17 protein-coding genes and 1 tRNA gene are annotated in these 19,412 nt (G+C 66.2%); 11 read left to right on the top strand and 7 right to left on the bottom strand.

Features of this window, described 5'->3' with window-relative positions:
- Positions 1-70 precede the first annotated feature (70 nt).
- Positions 71-928: an outer membrane protein gene (locus SLG_RS07760; RefSeq protein WP_014075902.1), complete on the bottom strand. Its 858-nt coding sequence runs from the start codon at positions 926-928 to the stop codon at positions 71-73.
- A gap of 228 nt (positions 929-1,156) precedes the next feature.
- On the opposite strand from SLG_RS07760, the gene parE reads away from it, so the two are divergent.
- On the top strand, positions 1,157-3,151 hold the full coding sequence (parE, locus tag SLG_RS07755; protein WP_014075901.1) for a DNA topoisomerase IV subunit B: 1,995 nt from the start codon (positions 1,157-1,159) through the stop codon (positions 3,149-3,151).
- Between the two features lie 15 nt (positions 3,152-3,166).
- On the opposite strand, the gene SLG_RS07750 is transcribed toward parE, so the two are convergent.
- The gene (locus tag SLG_RS07750) at positions 3,167-4,615 is read right to left on the bottom strand and encodes a sigma-54-dependent transcriptional regulator (protein WP_014075900.1); all 1,449 of its coding nucleotides are present in this window, start codon (positions 4,613-4,615) and stop codon (positions 3,167-3,169) included.
- Between the two features lie 165 nt (positions 4,616-4,780).
- Here SLG_RS07750 and SLG_RS20840 point away from each other — a divergent pair, with 165 nt between their 5' ends.
- The 7 genes from SLG_RS20840 (at position 4,781) to SLG_RS07720 (ending at position 11,129) form a co-directional block, all read left to right on the top strand.
- Positions 4,781-4,912, top strand: a complete 132-nt coding sequence (locus tag SLG_RS20840) for an aa3-type cytochrome c oxidase subunit IV (protein WP_083853345.1) — start codon at positions 4,781-4,783, stop codon at positions 4,910-4,912.
- A gap of 25 nt (positions 4,913-4,937) precedes the next feature.
- Complete coding sequence (locus SLG_RS07745; RefSeq protein WP_014075899.1) at positions 4,938-6,065, top strand: NAD(P) transhydrogenase subunit alpha; 1,128 nt, start codon at positions 4,938-4,940, stop codon at positions 6,063-6,065.
- A gap of 122 nt (positions 6,066-6,187) precedes the next feature.
- A complete protein-coding gene (locus SLG_RS07740) occupies positions 6,188-6,472 on the top strand; it encodes an NAD(P) transhydrogenase subunit alpha (protein ID WP_014075898.1) in 285 nt (94 codons plus the stop codon).
- On the top strand, positions 6,472-7,893 hold the full coding sequence (locus SLG_RS07735) for an NAD(P)(+) transhydrogenase (Re/Si-specific) subunit beta (RefSeq protein ID WP_014075897.1): 1,422 nt from the start codon (positions 6,472-6,474) through the stop codon (positions 7,891-7,893). The genes SLG_RS07740 and SLG_RS07735 overlap by 1 nt, the downstream gene beginning before the upstream one ends.
- Before the next feature lie 87 nt (positions 7,894-7,980).
- On the top strand, positions 7,981-8,676 hold the full coding sequence (locus SLG_RS07730) for an aspartate/glutamate racemase family protein (protein ID WP_041392896.1): 696 nt from the start codon (positions 7,981-7,983) through the stop codon (positions 8,674-8,676).
- Positions 8,677-8,711: 35 nt separating this feature from the next.
- Positions 8,712-9,080, top strand: coding sequence for a YciI family protein (locus SLG_RS07725; protein WP_014075895.1), 369 nt, complete (start codon positions 8,712-8,714; stop codon positions 9,078-9,080).
- A 69-nt stretch (positions 9,081-9,149) separates the two neighbouring features.
- Complete coding sequence (locus tag SLG_RS07720) at positions 9,150-11,129, top strand: AsmA family protein (protein ID WP_014075894.1); 1,980 nt, start codon at positions 9,150-9,152, stop codon at positions 11,127-11,129.
- A 23-nt stretch (positions 11,130-11,152) separates the two neighbouring features.
- Here the strand turns inward: SLG_RS07720 and SLG_RS07715 are convergent, their stop codons facing one another.
- Complete coding sequence (locus SLG_RS07715; RefSeq protein WP_014075893.1) at positions 11,153-11,884, bottom strand: queuosine precursor transporter; 732 nt, start codon at positions 11,882-11,884, stop codon at positions 11,153-11,155.
- A 179-nt stretch (positions 11,885-12,063) separates the two neighbouring features.
- On the opposite strand from SLG_RS07715, the gene SLG_RS07710 reads away from it, so the two are divergent.
- Positions 12,064-12,140: transfer RNA gene (locus tag SLG_RS07710), tRNA-Arg, on the top strand.
- Positions 12,141-12,321: 181 nt separating this feature from the next.
- Here the strand turns inward: SLG_RS07710 and SLG_RS07705 are convergent.
- Entirely contained in the window at positions 12,322-13,164 is an 843-nt protein-coding gene (locus tag SLG_RS07705) for a hypothetical protein (protein ID WP_014075891.1), read from the bottom strand.
- Positions 13,165-13,257: 93 nt separating this feature from the next.
- A complete protein-coding gene (locus SLG_RS07700) occupies positions 13,258-13,935 on the bottom strand; it encodes a hypothetical protein (protein ID WP_014075890.1) in 678 nt (225 codons plus the stop codon).
- Between the two features lie 264 nt (positions 13,936-14,199).
- Here SLG_RS07700 and SLG_RS07695 point away from each other — a divergent pair, with 264 nt between their 5' ends.
- Positions 14,200-15,195 (top strand): homoserine dehydrogenase, encoded by a 996-nt coding sequence (locus SLG_RS07695; protein ID WP_014075889.1) that lies wholly within the window; start codon positions 14,200-14,202, stop codon positions 15,193-15,195.
- Positions 15,196-15,293: 98 nt separating this feature from the next.
- On the opposite strand, the gene SLG_RS07690 is transcribed toward SLG_RS07695, so the two are convergent.
- Positions 15,294-16,352, bottom strand: coding sequence for a TauD/TfdA family dioxygenase (locus tag SLG_RS07690; RefSeq protein ID WP_014075888.1), 1,059 nt, complete (start codon positions 16,350-16,352; stop codon positions 15,294-15,296).
- Positions 16,353-16,385: 33 nt separating this feature from the next.
- On the bottom strand, positions 16,386-17,873 hold the full coding sequence (locus SLG_RS07685; RefSeq protein WP_148276525.1) for an FAD-dependent oxidoreductase: 1,488 nt from the start codon (positions 17,871-17,873) through the stop codon (positions 16,386-16,388).
- Positions 17,874-18,038: 165 nt separating this feature from the next.
- Here SLG_RS07685 and SLG_RS07680 point away from each other — a divergent pair, with 165 nt between their 5' ends.
- Entirely contained in the window at positions 18,039-19,409 is a 1,371-nt protein-coding gene (locus tag SLG_RS07680) for an MFS transporter (protein ID WP_014075886.1), read from the top strand.
- Positions 19,410-19,412: the final 3 nt, after the last annotated feature.

Here is a 19,412-nt window from a genome sequence, read left to right as displayed (position 1 = left end):
CTTTTCTTTTGCCTGGCTGGAGGAGGTGGAAGGCTCAGCCCTCCACCTGCCCCTCATGGCGCGGCTTGCCTCAGAAGCGATAGCTCGCCGTCACGCGCACGGTCTGGTGATCGAACACGTCGTTCGTGCGCTGGATGTCGGTATAACCCGCCGGCGTGATGACGAACGGATTGGTGGTCGAGGCCGGCGAGCCCTGACCCGCGCGCACCGTGTGACCGTCGGTGTTGAAGCGCGTGTAGCGATACAGCACGCCGAGCGAGAAATTGTCGGTAATGCGCTGTTCCACGCCGCCGCCGGCCGTCCAGCCCCATTCATCCGCGCTGGTGTTGCTCTCGGTGAAGCTGTTGAACGTGTTGCTGGTGGCAAAGTTGTTCTTCACCTTGGCATAAGCGAGGCCTCCGGTGCCGTAGACGAGCGTGCCGGTGCCGAGCGCATAGCCGGCGCGCAGCCGGGCATTGGCGTCCCAGTCGATCCGGCGTGCCATCACATAGCTGGCGGGCGTCGTGCTGAAGCCGCTGACGGCATTGCCGATCATGGAGCGGCCACCTTCGACGATGCCGCCGACCACGATGTTGCCGAACTGCATGTCATAGCCGGCATGGATCGACCAGGCGACGCGCTTGTCCTTGTCGCCGCCGCAGGAGCCGGGCGTCGCGCCATAGGCCCTGCCGCGGCAGAATCCGGGGCTGAACGCATCGCCACCCGTGGGCGTGAAGACCGTGTCGCCGAAATTGCCGTCGCCATTCGTATCGAAGGTCAGGCGTTCCAGCGTGTCACGGTCGAAATTCGGTTGCCAGCTTAGTCCCAGAGATCCCCCCACATATGGCCCGGTCCAGTCCCGGGTCGCGTCTCCCTGCTGTGCAAGCGCCGGCACGGCCGCGCCAGCGATCAGCACGGCCGATAATGACGCAAACAATGATGTCTTCATGATAATATGCTCCCTCCATATGTTGGGCGAGAGCGAAACGACCATCGGCGCGGAGAGTTTCGGCCGGAAACACAATAACTTGCGCTTAACGCAATTTTGAGGCTGTTTTGCGCCGAGACGTGTAGCCCGGTCTGCCGGGAGAGAGAGGATACGCACCCGCCGGCCTTCCTTGCGTCTCTATGACCGCGGCGCTTGCGCTGGTGACTCCGCTCCTCCTATAGCTCGGCCATGTCAGACGATCTGTTCGGCGGCCAGGGCGCGCGCACACCCGAAACCTATGATGCTTCCGCGATCGAGGTGCTGGAGGGGCTCGAGCCCGTCCGCCGCCGCCCCGGAATGTATATCGGCGGCACGGACGAGCGCGCGCTGCATCATCTCGCTTCCGAAGTGCTCGACAATGCGATGGACGAGGCCGTCGCCGGCCATGCCACCCGGATCGAGGTGACGCTGGGTGCCGGCAATCGCCTGACGATCAGCGACAATGGCCGCGGCATCCCGGTCGATCCGCATCCGAAATTCCCTGGCAAGTCTGCGCTGGAAGTGATCCTGACGACGCTCCACTCGGGCGGCAAATTCTCGGACAAGGCCTATGCCACGTCTGGCGGCCTGCACGGCGTCGGCATCAGCGTGGTGAATGCGCTATCGGTGGATACCGAGATCGAAGTCGCGCGGGCCCGGGAGCTGTATCGCCAGCGCTTCTCGCGCGGACTGCCGCTCGGCCCGCTGGAAAAGGTCGGCGCGGCGCCCAACCGGCGTGGCACCACCGTCAGCTTCACGCCGGACAGCGAGATTTTCCACGAGCTGAAGTTCAAGCCGGCGCGGCTTTATCGCCTCGCCCGGTCGAAGGCCTATCTGTTCGCGGGCGTCGAGATCCGCTGGAAATGCGATCCGATTCTCATCACCGACGATACGCCGGTCGAGGCGGTGTTCCAGTTTCCCGGCGGCCTGTCCGATCATCTGCGCGAGCAGCTCGGCACGCGTGAATGCGCCACCGCCGAATTCTTCCGGGGCATGCAGGAGTTCCCGGAAGGGCCCAATGGCCTCAGCCTCGGGCGCGTCGAATGGGCCGTGGCCTGGCCGCTCTGGTCGGACGGCTCGACGAGCTGGTACTGCAACACCATTCCCACGCCGGATGGCGGCACGCATGAGGCGGGCCTGCGCGCCGCGCTCACCCGGGGCATCCGTGCCTTCGGCGAGCTGGTCGGGCAGAAGAAGGCGAAGGACATCCAGACCGACGACATCATGTCGGGCTGCGAGCTGATGCTCAGCGTCTTCATCCGCGATCCCCAGTTCCAGAGCCAGACCAAGGACCGCCTCACCAGTCCGGAAGCGACGCGCCTCGTGGAAGCGGCGATGCGCGACCATTTCGACCATTTCCTCACCGACAACATGGATCGCGGCAAGGCGCTGCTCGGCCATGTGCTGGAGCGGATGGACGAGCGGCTGCGACGCCGGCAAGAGAAGGAGATCAAGCGCAAGACGGCGACTTCGGGCCGCAGGCTGCGCTTGCCCGGCAAGCTCACCGATTGCTCGTCCGACGATCCCGAGGGCACCGAGCTGTTCATCGTGGAAGGCGACAGCGCCGGGGGCAGCGCCAAGCAGGCGCGCGACCGCAAGACACAGGCCATCCTGCCGATCCGCGGCAAGATCCTGAACGTCGCCTCCGCCACCTCGGCGAAGATCCTCGCCAATCAGGAAATCGCCGATCTCATCCAGGCGATCGGCTGCGGCACGCGCAAGGACTGCAATCCGGACAATCTGCGCTACGAGCGCATCGTCATCATGACCGACGCGGACGTGGATGGCGCGCATATCGCCACGCTGCTCATGACCTTCTTCTTCCAGGAAATGCCCGATCTGGTGAAGCGCGGCCATCTCTATCTGGCGCAGCCCCCGCTCTACCGGCTCGTCTCGGGCGGCAAGAGCGTCTACGCGGCGGACGACGCTGCCCGCGAGGCACTGATTGCCGGGCCGCTCCGGGGCAAGAAGGTCGAGGTCAGCCGCTTCAAGGGCCTGGGCGAGATGAATCCCCAGCAATTGCGCGAGACGACCATGGACCCGGCAAAGCGCAGCCTCATCCGCATCACGCTGCCGCAGGAATATGAGGAACGCGCGGGCGTCAAGGATCTGGTCGATCGCCTGATGGGCACCAACCCGGCCCATCGCTTCGCCTTCATCCAGGAGAACGCAGCGCAGGTCGACGAGGACGTGATCGACGCCTGAGCGGCCGGCCGGCCGTCAGGCGGCCGTGTCGATCCCCAGTTCGGCGAGCTTGCGGTACAGCGTCGAGCGTCCGATACCGAGGCGCCGCGCGACTTCGGTCATGCGGCCGCGATAATGGCCGATGGCGAGCCGGATGACGTCCGCCTCGATATCGGCCAGCGCGCGCAGATGGCCGTTGGCCTCGTACAGCGTCACCCCGATGCCGTTTTCCTGCGCATTGCGCACGATGGGCGTCACGCCCCGGCGGTCGCTCCGGGCCGCGACATTCTCGATCTGGCCCGCGAGCTGGGGGAAATCGGCTGCGGTCAGCGCATCGCCCTCGCACAGCACGGCCGCGCGGAACAGGGTGTTGTGGAGCTGCCGGACATTGCCGGGCCAGTCATGGCGGGAGAGCAGGCCCAGCGCATCGCTCGTGATGCCGAGGCTGCGCATGCCGGGCTGCGCCCCGATGCGGTCCAGCAGGTGGCGCGCAAGGGCGGGAATGTCGCCAGCGCGCTCGCGCAGCGGCGGGATGGTGAGCTGGACGACGTTGAGCCGGTAATAGAGGTCCTCGCGGAACCGCCCCGCTTCCACTTCGTCGATCAGGCGCTTGTTGGTCGCGGCGATCACGCGCACGTCCACTTGGCTCGGCATGCGCGCGCCCACAGGCTGGATCTCGCCATCCTGCAGCGCGCGCAGCAGTTTCACTTGCGCTTCGAGCGGCAGTTCGCTGATCTCGTCAAGGAAGATGGTGCCGCCATTGGCGACGCTGAACTTGCCGACATGCCGGTCGAACGCGCCCGTGAACGCACCGCGCTCATGGCCGAACAGGTCCGATTCGACGAGATTTGCCGGAATGGCGCCGCAATTGACCGTGACGAGCGGCAGCCGCGCGCGCGGACTTGCGGCATGAATCGCATGCGCGATCACTTCCTTGCCGACACCACTCTCCCCTTCAATGAGGATCGGCACGCGGGCGCGCGCTGCCTTGGCCGCGATGGCGAGCGCCGCGCGGAACGTCGGCGAGGAACCGACGATCTCGTCAAAGCCGAGCGGGGCTCGGATCTTTTCGGTGAGCGGGCGCAACTCGCCGGCCGAGGTGGGATGGCTGAGCACGGCCTGCAGCGCGGCAAGGAGACTGTCCGGCGCGATTGGCTTGATGAGGAAATCATGGGCGCCCGCGCGCATCGCTTCCACCGCCTTGGCGGCCGAGCCATTGGCGGTGAGTATGAGCACGGGGAGCGTCGGCCGGCGTTCGTGAATGGCGCGGATGAGTGCCGTCGCCTCGAGCCCTTCGGTCCAGTCGTCCACGATCACCGCCGAGAGACGCATGCCTTCGCGCGTGCCGAGCGCGGCCAGCGCATCCTCCGCGCTGTTCGCGCAGATCGTCCGCCAACCGGCGCGACCGGCCATCGCGACGTTCAGGCGCCGCTGCGCCGGCTCGTCATCGACCAGCAAGAGAAGTGGATTTTCCGCGTCGCTCATTCTCTCTTCCTGCACGTGCCCCGGGGCTGCTGATAAAGACGGCAGGTAAAGAGCGGATTAAGCGCAAGCCGATCGGGGCATTTCGTCAGCCGGCAAACGGCTCCTCAATCGGCTTGAGAGCGCGAATTCTTGCCGCTAAGACAGGTCCGGAGAGATGAAACAGGGATGACCGAACATATGGCACAGCAGGACATGACTCAGGCAAACTCCACCTTCACGGGCTTTGTCTCCCTGATGAAGTGGGGCTCGATCATCACCGCGATTCTGGCGCTCCTCGTCATATTGATCATTTCCTGATCGCGTCGGCCCAGCCGCTTCGCTCATGAAGATCGCCGTTCTTCGCGAGACGGCTCCGGGGGAAAAACGCGTCTCCGCTTCCCCGGAAACCGTCCGCAAGTTCGCGGCGCTGGGCGCGCAGGTCATGGTGGAGACCGGCGCCGGCCTCCAGGCTTCCATCACCGATGCGGATTATGAGGCGGCCGGGGCCGCGCTCGGCGATCGCGCCGCGACCGTCACGGGCGCGGGCATCGTGCTGTGCGTGCAGGGGCCGGATGCCGCCACGCTGACCGGCGCGGCGCCGGGCGCGCTGCTGGTCGGCGCGCTCGATCCGCTTCGTGAGCGCGCACGGGTGGATGGCTATGCCGCCACCGGGCTGGAAGCGCTGGCGATGGAGTTCATGCCGCGCATCACGCGCGCCCAGTCCATGGACATCCTGTCCTCCCAGTCGAACCTTGCCGGCTACAAGGCAGTGCTCGATGCCGCGAGCGAATATGGCCGCGCTTTTCCGATGATGATGACCGCGGCCGGCACGATCTCGGCCGCCCGGCTGTTCGTCATGGGCGTCGGCGTGGCGGGTCTGCAGGCGATCGCCACGGGGCGGCGCCTGGGCGCGCAGGTCAGTGCAACGGACGTGCGTGCCGCCACGAGGGAGCAGATCGAATCGCTCGGCGCCAAGCCGGTCTTCGTGGACGCGGTGGCCGGCATCGAGGGCGAGGGATCGGGCGGCTATGCCTCGGAAATGTCGGACGCCTATCAGAAGGCGCAGGCCGAGCTGGTCTCCGCGCATATCGCCCGGCAGGATATCGTCATCACCACGGCGCTGATCCCCGGTCGCCCTGCCCCGCGCCTCGTTTCGGACGCGCAGATCGCCACGATGCGACCCGGCAGCGTGATCGTCGATCTCGCGGTCGAGCAAGGCGGCAATGTCGAGGGCGCCGTGGCGGGCGAGATCGTCGAGCGGCACGGCGTGAAGATCGTCGGCCATCGCAACGTGCCGAGCCGCCTCGCCGCGGATGCCGCCGCCCTGTTCTCGCGCAATCTCTACAATTTCCTTTCGGCTTACTGGGACAAGGAGCGAAATGCGCCGGACCTGCCGGACGAGGACGAGATCGTGAAGGGCATCCGCCTGACGCGAGGCGGCCAGATCGTCAACGAGCGGTTGTTGGGCTGAACCGCGCGGCGGCGGCCGGCAACTGAGGGATTCACCGGCCGGCGCAGCCTGACGCGCGCCGCCGGACAGGAGACAAGCCGCCGCGAAGGGCGCGCGATGGACGAGCAAGGAGAAGATTGCCCATGGATTTCATCGCCATCCTCTCCATTTTCGTACTGGCCTGCTTCGTGGGCTATTATGTGGTCTGGTCGGTCACGCCCGCGCTTCACACGCCGCTGATGGCGGTCACCAACGCGATTTCCTCGGTCATCATCGTCGGCGCGCTCATCGCCGCGGCCGAGGCGGAAAGCCCCGTCGGGCAATGGCTCGGTTTCGTCGGGGTGGTGCTGGCGTCGATCAACATCTTCGGCGGCTTCGCGGTCACCGGGCGCATGCTCGCGATGTACAAGAAGAAGGAGCGCAAGTGATGCTCTCCGGATTGCCGATCGAGCCGCTGGTCGCGCTCGCTTATCTCATCTCGGGCGTTCTGTTCATCCTCGCGCTGCGCGGACTCTCCAGCCCGGAGACCAGCCGCACGGGCAATCGCTTCGGCATGCTGGGCATGTTCATCGCGGTCGGCACCACCATCGCCACGCATGATGCCGTCGCCCTGCCCCGCATCGGCCTCGCGCTCGTCATCGGCGGCGCCATCGGCTTCGTAGTTGCGCGACGGATTGCGATGACGGCGATGCCTCAGCTCGTCGCGGCCTTTCACAGCCTGGTCGGGCTGGCTGCGGTGGTGGTCGGCGTCGCCGCTTTTCTCAACCCCGCGTCCTTCGGCATCATCGACGAGGCGACAGGCGCGATCCAGAGCGCCAGCCGGATCGAGATGGTGCTGGGCGTCGCCATCGGCGCGATCACTTTCTCGGGATCGGTCATCGCTTTCCTGAAGCTTGCCGGCACGATGTCCGGCAAGCCGATCCTGCTGCCCGGGCGCCATCTCATCAATCTCGCGATCCTGCTGGCGATCGGCGTCTTCGCCTTCGGCTTCTGGCACGGGCAATATCCGGTTGATTTCTGGCTCGTGCTCGCGCTCTCCTTCGTCATCGGCTTCCTGCTCATCATCCCCATCGGCGGGGCGGACATGCCGGTCGTGGTCTCCATGCTGAACAGCTATTCGGGCTGGGCAGCGGCTGCGATGGGCTTCACGCTGGAAAACAGCGCGATGATCATCACCGGCGCGCTGGTCGGCTCCTCAGGCGCGATCCTCAGCTACATCATGTGCCGGGCGATGAACCGCAGCTTCTTCTCCGTCATTGCCGGCGGCTTCGGCGCGGAAGCGTCCGGCGGCAGCGATGGCGAGGCAAAGGAGCAGCGCCCCTGGAAGCGCGGATCGGCCGAGGATGCCGCTTTCCTCATGAAGCAGGCGGAAAGCGTCATCATCGTGCCGGGCTATGGCATGGCGGTCAGCCAGGCCCAGCATGCGCTGCGGGAAATGGCCGACATGCTGAAGGCGCAAGGCGTGAGCGTGCGCTATGCGATCCACCCGGTCGCCGGCCGGATGCCCGGGCACATGAACGTCCTGCTCGCCGAGGCGAACGTGCCCTATGACGAAGTCTTCGAGCTGGAGGATATCAACAGCGCTTTCGCCCAGACCGACATCGCCTTCGTCATCGGCGCGAACGACGTCACCAATCCCGCGGCCCGTACGGACAAGTCCTCGCCGATCTACGGCATGCCGATTCTCGACGTGGCCAATGCCAGAACCGTGCTGTTCGTGAAGCGGTCCATGGGCGGCGTCGGCTATGCCGGCGTCGACAATGACGTCTTCTACATGGACAACACGATGATGCTGCTCGCCGACGCCAAGAAGATGGTCGAGGATATCGTGAAAGCGCTGGGCCACTGAGGGACCGGCCAACGCCGGCACAGGCGCGACCGGCGGCATGCCCGCGCGGCTTGCCATTCCGCCTGCTTTCGTCGAACAATGGGCGCCATGAAGAAACTCGGCCTCATCGGTGGCATCTCCTGGACGTCCACCGCCCGCTATTATGACCTCATCAACCGCGCCGTGCAGCGCGAGCTGGGCGGGCTGCACAGCGCCACCTTGCTGATCGACAGCCTGGATTTCGCCGATGTGGCGCGCTGCGCATCGGCCAATGACTGGGCCTGCGGTGCGGGCCATATGGTGGGCGCGGCTCGCCGGCTGGAAGCGGGCGGCGCGCAGGCGCTGATGATCTGCGCGAACAGCCTGCACAAGGTCGTGCCGCAGATCCAGGAGATGGTCGATATCCCGATCATCCACATCATCGACGAGATCGGCGCCCGGCTGAAGGCGGATGCGGCGAAGTCCGTCGCGCTCGTCGGCACCAGCAACGTGATGATGGACCGGGATTATCGCCAGCATCTCGTCTCTGCGGGCGGCGTCAGCCTGCTTCCCGCCGATGCGGAGCTGGCGCAGCGGATCGACCGCATGGTCTATGAGGAGCTGGCCGCCGGCAAGGTGACGCGCGATGCCGAGCGCTACATGAAGTCGGAGCTGACCGACATCGCGAAGGAGGATGTGCAGGCCGTCGTCCTTGCCTGCACCGAGCTGGATCTCGTCGTCGACGTCCATGCCAATGTGCTGCCCATCTATGACAGCACGATCATTCACGCCGAGGCGGGAGCGCGGTTCGTCCTCGACACATAGGGGACCGGCCGGAAGCGCGATCGGGGAGAGGAAGCATGCGTGTCATGGTGCTGGTCAAGGCAACCACCGAGAGCGAGGCGGAAAGCGCGCCACCCGAATGGACAGCCGAAATGATGCAGGCGATGGGCCGCTTCAACGATGACCTGCGCGAAGCCGGCATCCTGCTCGCCGCCGAGGGGCTCCAACCCTCCCGGCATGGCAAGCGCGTCGCCTTCGACGGCGCGGACCGCACCGTCATCGACGGGCCATTCGCGCAGACGAGCGAGCTGGTGGCCGGCTACTGGCTGTGGGAGGTCCGGGACATGGACGAGGCCGTCGCCTGGGTGAAGCGCTGTCCCAATCCCATGCCGGTGCCAAGCGAGATCGAGATCCGACCGCTTTACGAACGCCGCGCGAGCGACTGAGCTTCGGCCCGCGCCACGGCAAGCGCAGCCTTCGCGGAACCATGCGAACCCACATGGCATTGTAGGGCCATGGACTTCAACGCTTTCACCGCCCGCTTCGTCTCTTCCGGGCGTGAAGGCTGGCGCCGCATGACGCGCTCACGACGGGTGCGATGGATCGCCATCGCCTCGGCATCGCTGCTCCTGCTGCTCGTTCTTCTCCTCGGCGCCTTCCCGGTCGGCATGGCGAAGGGCTGGCTGGAGCGGAAACTGTCCAGTGAGCTGAATGCGCCGGTCAGCATCGAGTCCCTTGGCCGGGAGCCCTTCTTCTCCTTCTCGCCTACGCTCGTCGTGCGCGGCCTGCGGATCGCACAGCCGGACTGGGCGGGCCCGGGCGAGCTGTTGCGCGCGCAGGATGTGCGGGTCCGCGTCGCGCTCATTCCCGCGCTTACCGGCAGCGGCCGCGCGATCCGGGGCATTCACGCCCGGGGCGCTCTGCTCGCACTGGTGCGGGATGAGAACCGCCGCAGCAACTGGAGCGGCGAGCGCGATGACGCGCGCACGGGCAGCGGCGGCGCATCGTCCATCGATCTTGCCGATCTCGTCATCACAGACAGCCGCTTCACCCTGCGGGACGCAAGGCGGGGCCTGGAGATCGCCGGCACCATCGCGGCAAATGCGACCACCGGCCTTGCCGCCCGGGCGACCGGCCGCTTCCATGGCGAGCCCATCGAGGCGAGCGTGAAGGGCGCGGCGATCGCGGGCCGCCCGGCGGGCGCGGCTTATCCCTTCCAGCTCGCTCTCTCCTCTCCCCTGCTGCAACTCGATGCACGCGGGACCATGAAAGGCGCGCTCAACACGAGCGACATGGCCATGACCATGTCCGCGCGCGCGCCGACGCTCAAATATCTGGACGACATCATCGAGGCCGGCCTGTTCGGCACGCAGCCGATCGACCTGCGCGCCAGCGTGCGCCGGCAGGGGCAGGACTGGTTCCTCGATCGGCTGAGCGGCAGCGTGGGCCGCTCGCGTCTCACGGGCCGGGCCGAGATTCTGAAGCGCGAGGGCCGCTCGAAGATCGACGCCACCATCGCGTTCAGCCAGTTTGATTTCGACGATCTCGCCGATGATGCCGGCCTCGCCGCACAGGCCGCGCTGGAGGCCCGCATCGGCCCGCGCGTGCTACCGAACACCCGCATCAATCTCGCCAAGGTGGGCCCCACGGATGGCACGATCCGCTTCACGGCCGCTCGGCTGCTGTTCAAGTCCCCCTCCGTCTTCCGCTCCCTGCGCGGCAAGATCAGCCTGCAAGGCAAGGTGCTGCGGCTCGATGATGTCGAGGCGGGGCTCAGCAGTGGCCGCCTGACCGGGCGCCTGCTCGTGGACCATCGCGAGGGCGAATCCCCCCGGCTCGATCTCGATCTCAGGCTGCGTAGTGGACGGCTGGGCGCGCTGCTCGACATGACGGAGCAGATCGATGCGCCGGTGAATGCGCGGATCGCGCTCTCCGGCCGGGGCGATACCATCCGCGCCGCGCTCTCGAAGAGCACGGGGCATGTCGGCCTCGCTGCCGGCGAAGGGCGGATTTCCCGCACCATCGCGGCCGTTCTCGCACAGGACATGGGCAAGGCGATCGGCGCCGCGCTCGGCGATGGCGACGCGCCCGTGCCGCTGCGCTGCATCGCGATCGGCTTCCGGGCGCGCGGCGGAATGCTGACCGCGGCGCCCTTCCTTGTCGAAACCGAAGTCTCGCGCAGCCGGGGCGAAGGCACGATCAATCTCGATGGCGAGCGCATCGCGCTGAGGATCGGTGGCGCATCCCGCGAGTCCAGCGGATTGCCCATGGTCGATCCGCTCGGCCTGGAAGGCACGCTCTCCGCGCCCTCGCTCGATCTCGCTGCTGGACGGAAGGGCGACGGCGGGGGCGTGGCCGGCGCGGTGGTCCGCTCGATCGGCGGTGCGCTCGGCCTGGTCGACAAGCGCGGGCCGGCGGTGGACGCGAGCGGCCCCTCGAACTGCCGCGCCCTTTCGGAGCGCGTCCTCGCCAGGGGCCTGCCCGAGCGTCCGTGAGCGGAGGGCTGATCCTGCCCTTCTCAGACCCCGGTCTTGAACGGCGTGAATGCGGTGCGCTCGTCGAACACGTCCAGCCCTTCACCGCGCTTGAAGAGATTGACGAAGAAATAGGTCGCGGGCGTCAGCACGATTTCCCAACCCACCTTGAGGGCCCAGTTTGTCACCATTACCAGCAGCACCTGTTCGCTCGTCCAGATCCCGAGGAAGGCGAGCGGATAGAAGATCAGGCTGTCGACGCCCTGCCCCACGATGGTCGAGCCGATCGTGCGGGTCCACAGATGCTTCCCGCGCGTCAGGATCTTCATCTTCGCGAGCACGAAGCTGTTGGTGAGCTCGCCGGCCCAGAAGGCGAGGATGGACGCCAGCACGATGCGCGGCACCTGGCCGAAGACCGCGTCATAAGCGCCCTGCCCTTCCCAGCCGTCAGCCGGGGGCAGCGAGACCACGACCCAGCTCATGAACGCCATGAAGACCATCGCGCCGAAGCCCACCCAGATGCAGCGCCGCGCGCGCGCATAGCCATAGACTTCCGTCAGCACGTCGCCGATCACATAGCCGAGCGGAAAGAAGAGGATGCCCGCGCCGAAAGTGAAGCCGCCCAGGGTGGCAAGCTTGGCCGCGCCGATCACGTTGGAAAGCAGCAGGATGGCGACGAACGCCGCCATCACCACGTCATAATAACGCAGCTGTCGCCCATGCAGCACGCTGGCATCGACATGGACAGGGCGGTGCATGGATGGATCGGCAGCCATCCCCCATCTATGCCGCGTCTCGCTCCCGGGAGCAATCATGCGCAGGCGGCGGTTTCCCGGCACGCGCAGCTCAAGGAAACGCCGCTGCTGCCGCCATCGCCCCGACTTCATCCCCCGGCATCTTTCCACCCCGTCAGATGTTTCCATCCGACCGGAAAATGATCTAAGGGCGTGGCCGGGCGCCCGTAGCTCAGTTGGATAGAGCATTCGCCTTCTAAGCGAATGGTCGCAGGTTCGAATCCTGCCGGGCGCGCCAGTTTCCGGACCGTAACAGCGACGGGCTGCTAAAACTCCCTGCATCGCCGCATGTTCGCTGTGGGGACATTGCCCAAGGGCAGTTGCTAGGCGCATCGGCGTTGCAGCGGAGCCGATGCCGGCAGCTATTGTTTTATAACAGCCAGAGACCGGCGATCTTCAGCAACAGGCGCATTCTGTCCTCAAAACCGGTGCGGCTCATGTCCAATGAGATCACAGGTGCCGCGAAAGCCATAATCAGCTAAGCCCTCGACGGTGACACGCCCACTGCGCCGATCGATGTCGACCCGCGGCTTGTTCAGCCCGTTCAGGCGGTAGGTGGCGCGGATGGCATCGGAGCCGACCGATACGTCGTAGAGATCCCACCATCCATTGTCCCCACGCGAGTTGATCGGCGGGATCAGCTTGCGTGGCAGCCTGATGCGACCGCCGCCATCCCAGATCTGAATCATTAGCGTTGCATCGAAGAACTCGGGCCTCGTTTCCGTATACTGGCCGTACTCGTAGCGCTCCCGATCGCGATTCCAGGTCCATCGCGTGCCAGTTGACAGGCCGGTGCGGGCGCCATCGCCGAAGCAGACGAGGCCGAGATCCACGGACCGGCCATCGACGGTCGGCGGCGGGTAGTCAGGGCGGGAATAGTCCGGTGGTGACGCCTGGCCGAAACCCGGATCGGTTTGGTAGCCTGGCCGAGGTCTTGTCGCGGGAGCATCGTAATCGGGCCGTGGTCGTCCTGAAGCGGGCTGACGGCAATCGGGCGCCGTCGTCGGCGTGATCGAGGAATAGCGCCCGTCCATCGTCGCGATCGTCACGCATTGATGTCGGCTGGCGCTCCACCAATTCGTGTAGCTGCGGTCGTCCCCCTCGGAACCACCGACGTAAACATAGCCGCGACGTTGCAGCTCGCCTTCGGCCTGGCCGGCGCGCGCGCCGACGAGGTCATCGAGACCCGTCGACTGTGCCAGCGCGACATCAATCGGTGCGATGGAAAAGAAAAGCAGCAAACTTGCCCGAGTAAAACGCATTGGGAGACTCCATTTCGTAGAGACTCATGCCTTTATCGCTGCCGCTACTATACGCTGGCCCGACAATGCGATCTATCGAAGACTGGCGGGCGGCTATCGAAGGAGGATCAGCGCGCCGATCGCAAGCGCTGCAACCGTGGCCTCGAGGAAAGCAAGCATGGCGTTCAGAAATGCCCGCAAGCGGCTTTGGCCCAGATGGTTTGAGAACCACAGTGTCTCTGCAACGAGATAGCTCAGCACGGCGCCGACCGAAAGCACCGTCCCCAGGAATGATGCGCCTGCAAAGCCGGTGTGCCCGACGGCCGTTCCCAGGCCCAGGAACAGCGCGAAGGGCGCGCAGGCATAGCATTGCGCGTAGAAAGGCGGCTTGAGCCGCTGGCGCGTCAACGCAACGCCGCGCGCGCGCAGGAAACGGGCGGACATCATCAGCGGAAATAGCGAAAACAGGATCATGCGGAACACCAACAGGCTGGTGTCGTCGCTGATCAACGCAGCGAGCCCCGTCTGCTTGACGATGATCGGATTGGTGCCCCCGCCGAAAGTATTTTCCGCAAGGTGAGCGAGCACAAGCGACAGGACGAGAAACAGTGGTGGATTTAGTGTGTCCGTGAACTGCTCGTCCTTACGGTCACGCAGCTCGTCATCGGCATAGCTCATCATCGTCACAGGGTTTCTGATCGTGCGCCACAGCGTGATCGGGTAAAAGACCAGCCAGCTCATCACTTCGTAAAGAAGCTCGCCGATCGAGTTGAGCCACTTCATGAAATCCATGCGACATCTTGGATCGAAGTAATGCCCGTCGCAACAGCCATTCTGCCTCAGCGTGGAGGTTGGTCGCTTTCGCTTGGCCGATCGCGAAACAGCAGTGGCGACCCATTGCGGGTTCTAGCGCCCACGATCGCTTGGCGGCGGCTCTACGATTGTGCAAACGGCGAGATATATTCGTCACGCTTATCTGGCGGAAGGCGCCATTCTCGGCCAACAAGAATAACCGCCCAATTCCGCAGCAAAATCCCCCTGCCCCCCGGAGCTCCCATGAAACGCTTCAACATCGCCATGACCGGCTTCGGCGCCGTGGGTGCGGCGCTGGCCGCACTGCTGCTGGAGCGGCGGGATCATTATCGCGATCGTCATGGGCTGGACGTGCGCCTCACCGGCGTCCTGCGCGCGCAGGGTGCCGCAATCGATGCCGAGGGGTTGCCGGCGCAGCCCGCGACCTTCGCCCCGGCGCCGGATTTCCCGGCCTTCCTCGCGGCGGCGCGCGCGGATGCTCTGATCGAGGCCAGCCCTTCGGACATCCGCACCGGCGGCCCGGCTCTGGCCTATATTCGCACGGCGCTGGAGCGCGGCCTGCATGTCATCGCCGTGTCCAAGGGCGCGCTGGTTCGCGAGGGCGTGGCGCTGCGGGATCTTGCGGCATCGCGTGGTGTCGCGCTTGCCGTCAGCGGCGCGGCGGCGGCCGCCCTGCCGACCGTCGACGTCATTCGCCATGCGCTGGCCGGGGCGCGCGTGCTGCGCATCGAGGGCATCCTGAACGCGACGACCAATCATCTGCTGAGCGCCATGATGGCGCGCGATATCAGCCTGGAGGCGGCGCTGATCGAAGCGCAGGCGGCCGGCATCGCCGAGGCGGATCCCAGCCTCGACATCGACGGGTGGGACACCGCCGCCAAGCTGCTCATCATGGCCCTGTTCGGCCTCGATGCCCGCCTCTCGATCGATGACATGGCAGTCACCGGCATCCGCCATGTCGATCAGGCGCAGGTCCGCCACTGGCGCGCGGCCGGGCTCGTTCCCAAGCTCATCGGCCATGCCCGGCGGGATGGCGACATGTGGCGCGCCGGCGTCACGCTGCAGGCGCTGCCGGGGGACGATCCCTTCGCGCGCGTGCAGGGCAGCGAGAAGGCGATCCGCGTCGAGACGGACGATCTGGGCACGCTGATGGTGAGCGGCGGCGGCTCGGCGCCGCGCGCCACTGCGGCCGCCGCGCTCAAGGACCTCGAACATATCCTGCGCGAGAGGCAGGCCTGAACCGGGCGATCTGCGGCGCTGCCACACTTCCTGCCGCGTTCACCCCAGGCCGGCGCGGTGCCTCAGGGCCGCGCCACCCATCCGTTCCGGCAAACCGCTTAGCCGTTCACCAGCTCATAGACGGCGCGCAGGCTCTCATCCGTGTTCACCAGCATCGACCAGCCCTCGCCATGCTGGCGGTCGAGAATGCGGCCGATCTCGTGATAGCCCCGCGCCATGGGGAATGTCTCGTGGGCGTGGAGCCACAGGCGCAGCAGAGTCCGCTCCCGGCCCGGGCTGTTCCTGAAGCTGGTGCGCGAGTGCATCACGCGGAAATTATGCCAGAACACGATCTCGCCCGGCTGGAGCGTGAAGGAGATCATGAATTCCGGTCGCTTGGCGATGGCGAAAAGGCAGCGCAGCGCTTCCACAAGCCGGGGCGGCACCGGCTCGCCCCGGATCTGCGCCGCCTGCGCAATGTAGATCACATAATTGTAGATGGCGACATGACCATCCACCACCGAGAAGGTCGGCACCTTGTAGTCGGTCACCGTCTCCAGGCTGGTGGGATAATGATAGCCTTCCAGCAGCGCGTCGAGCAGGTCCGGCCGCTCCCGGCGCAGCGCCTCGTAGACGGCGGCAGCGCTGACGAAGCCGCTCACCCCGCCTTCCTCCGATGCGACCACGCAGGCAAGGCTCAGTATCTCGTGATAATCGGTGTGCGGGCCCAGTTCGGTGTCGGTCAGATAGCCGCGCCGGTCGGGATTGGGCTCCTTGCGGACGAGGCCGATGCGGTCGTGCCGCGGGCTCTGCTCGGCGGCCATGCCCAGATGGGTGCCGAGGCCGAAATGCAGGCGCTTGAACTGCTCCAGGTCATAGCGGCCGATGTCGATGCCGGAGAGCAGCACCGCGCCGCGCCCGGCCATGATGTCGTAGCGCGCCGCCGCCATCAGCGCGCGCAGCTCCGGCGCGCCGAAATCATCGGCCGTGACGTCCGTCGCGGCGCGGCCCTCGGTCGCGCGCACTGCCGCGTCCAGCGCGTCGATCTGCGCCGGGCTCAGCCGCCGCGTCAGGCCTTCGGCCCCGCCGCCGCTTTCGGACGTCCAGGCGCCGGAGGGTTCCCCCAGCCTGGTCCAGTCCGTTCCCGGCCGCTCGATCGCCGCGTCGATATCCGCCATATGGTCTTCTTCGCCTCTCTTCTTGTCCGCGCCTCAGCGCGCGACGGCCGCGGCTTCCGCTTGCGCGGGCTGCGCCATCGCATCGGGTTCATCATGGAGGAAGACGCCCTGCCGGCGCAATTCCTTGCGGAGGGCCCGCACATCGAGTGCACGCGGCTGGACGCCCGCGCCGACCGAGAGCGCGGCTGCGGCGCCTGCGGCCTGCCCGGTGAGCCAGCATTGCGGGATCTCGCGCATGAAGCCGTGGGAATTGGCATCGCAGCTGATGTGCTTGCCGCCGGCCAGCAGGCCATCCAGCTTGCGCGGCACCAGCGCGCCATAAGGCACGGAGATCACCGGATATTTGAGGCTGACCGATGGACTGACGCCAATCTCGTCCGGCAGCGCGATGCCATCGGCCCACTGGCTGCGAAGCACCTTGCCGACCCCGCCCAGACGCCGCGTGTGCCGCACGCCGAGCTGCGAGCCGCTCTGCAGCATGTAGCATTGCTCAAACCCCGGCGCATGCTCCAGGAAGAACTCGCAATGCGTCTGCATGAAGCGGTGCGAGCGGATCTCCAGCTCGGTCTGGTCGTCCACGTCGAGCGCCGAAAGGCCGGACTGGCGGGGGCCCAGGAACAGCGCGATGTCATTGCGCCACGAGACATAAGGCGGCTGGAAGAAGCCCAGCCGCTCACGGCCCAGCTTCGCGAATTCGGCATATTGCTCGGGCTCGTTGCCGCGGAACGCCAGCCAGCGATCCATGTCCACCCCGCCCAGCATGAAGCCGGTGTTGGCGCTGTGATGGACGTCGCCTTCCTCGATGTCGGTGTCGAACTCGGCCCCGGCGCGCGCGAAGATATCCCCATCGCCAGTGGTATCCACCACCACCTTGGCGCGCAGGGCCTGACGCCCGGCCTTGGATTCGAACACCACGCCCTCGACCTTGCCATCGGCCACCATCGGCACGGCGGCCCAGCTATGGAACACCAGCCGCACGCCCGCGCCCAGCAGCATTTCCTGGCTGATGAGCTTGAGCCGCTCGGGGTCCAGCGTCGGTGACCAGCAGACCGTGCCGTGGAAGGCGGCGGTGCGCTGGCCCCAGTAGCTGGCCTTCCTGGGATCGCGCGAACCCCAGTCGGCGCGCGGCGGTCCGGCCAGGCCGGCCGTGGGCAAGCGCCCCAGCACATCATTGGCGAAGCCCTGGATGACCTGCCGGCCGGTCCAGTCGGTCATCCGGTCGATCCAGATCACCAGCCCGCCGGTCGAGAGCCCGCCCAGATGATTATAGCGCTCCATGAGCACCACGTCCGCGCCCGCCTGCGCCGCCGCCCAGGCCGCCGCCGTGCCTGCCGGCCCGCCACCCACCACCAGCACGTCGCATGTGTGGTAGACGGGGATCTCGCGCGCTGGCTCCATCCACGTTCCCGTGCCATTGGCGCGCGGCAGCACCCGGCCGCCCGTCTCGAAGACGTCGGATGCCAGAAAACGATCCTCCGACTGGCGGACTTCACGGATTTTGGGCGTCTGTTCCTCGGCCATTCGTTTCCCCTCCGATCACGCGACTCGACTCGCGCCTGCAGCCCTATTAGAAAGCTTGCTAATCATTAGAGCAAGCTTAGCTATTTCTGTAGCCAAATGCACGAGCCGCCTGTTATCGTTTTCGATGCGCAGGCTGCCATGCGCGGAGAGGGAGACCAGAGAGCCATGACAAGACCGGCTCGCACGATTGATCTGGCGACATTGCTGGACGGTCGCAAGCTCACACCATTCAATTATCTGCTGATTTGCCTCTCCTGGCTCGTGACCCTGTTCGACGGGCTCGACATGATGATGATGTCGTTCACCGCGCCCTATATGCAGGAAGAGCTGCTCCTGTCGGACGTGCAGATCGGCAATGCCTTCTCGGCCGGCACGCTCGGCATGGTGGTGGGCGGCCTCATCTTCACATATGTCGGTGACCGGATCGGCCGCCGCCCCACCATCATCATGTGCACGCTTGCCTTCGGCATCCTCACGTTCCTCACCGGCTTCGCGACAAATTATCCCGCGCTGCTCACGCTGCGCTTTCTGGATGGGCTGGCGATCGGCGGCGCGCTGCCGCTGGCCTGGGCGCTCAATGTCGAGTTCGTCCCGCCCAAGATGCGGGCGACAGTGGTGGCCTTCATCATGATGGGCTTCAGCATCGGCAGTGCGACCGCGGCCCCGCTCACCAACTGGCTCGGCCCGCTTTATGGCTGGGAAGGCGTCTATTTCGCCGGCGGCATCGGTTCGGTGGTCTGCGCCATCGCGATCGCCATCTTCCTGCCCGAGTCGCCGCGCTTCCTGGTGAGCAAGGGCATCAAGCCCGAGCTGGTGAGCGCCACGCTCAAGCGGCTGGACCCTGCCATGGATGTGCAGCCCGGCGACCGCTTCGTGCTCGGCGACGAGAAGAAGCAGGATCGCAATTTCCGCTTCAGCGATCTGTTCGTGGGCAATCTGCGGCTGCTCACGCCGATCATCTGGATCGGCTATGGCGCCAGCGCGCTCGGCATCTTCTTCAAGTCCGCTTTTGGCCCGCTGGTGCTGGAGCGGATGGACGTGGCGCGCGAGACGGCCGCCAATGTCTCGGCGATCGGTGCGCTGCTGGGCGCCATTTCCGGCGTGGTGATCATGCGCCTGTCAGCCCGCTATGGTCTCAAGTTTGCCGCCACCTGCACGCTGCTCATCGTGCCCATGGCAGTCGCCGTCGGCATGGAATGGATCCCCCGCGCGATGCTGCTGCCGACCATCGTGGTGCAGGGCATGCTGGTGGGCGGCTGCCATGCCGCGATCATCAGCCAGCTGGCGCTCTATTATCCCAGCGCCATCCGCGCGAGCGCGGGCGGCTGGGCCTCGGCGATCGGCAAGATCGGCGGCATCGTCGGCCCGCTGATCGGCGGCGCGATCCTCGCCAGCGGCATTCCCGCCGTGCGGACCTATGCCATCGCGGCGATCTGTCCGTTCATCCTGTTCCTCGCGATCATCGCCATCTCGGTGCTGATCCGCAGGCCCGAACGCCAGCCCCCAGTCGAAGGCCGCGTCGCCCCGGCGGCTTGAGCG

Origin of the sequence: Sphingobium sp. SYK-6 (assembly GCF_000283515.1) — a bacterium.
Classification (GTDB): Bacteria; Pseudomonadota; Alphaproteobacteria; order Sphingomonadales; family Sphingomonadaceae; genus Sphingobium; species Sphingobium lignivorans.
Note: the sequence above shows the minus strand (reverse complement) of the source record. Positions and strands in the feature narration are given on the sequence as shown.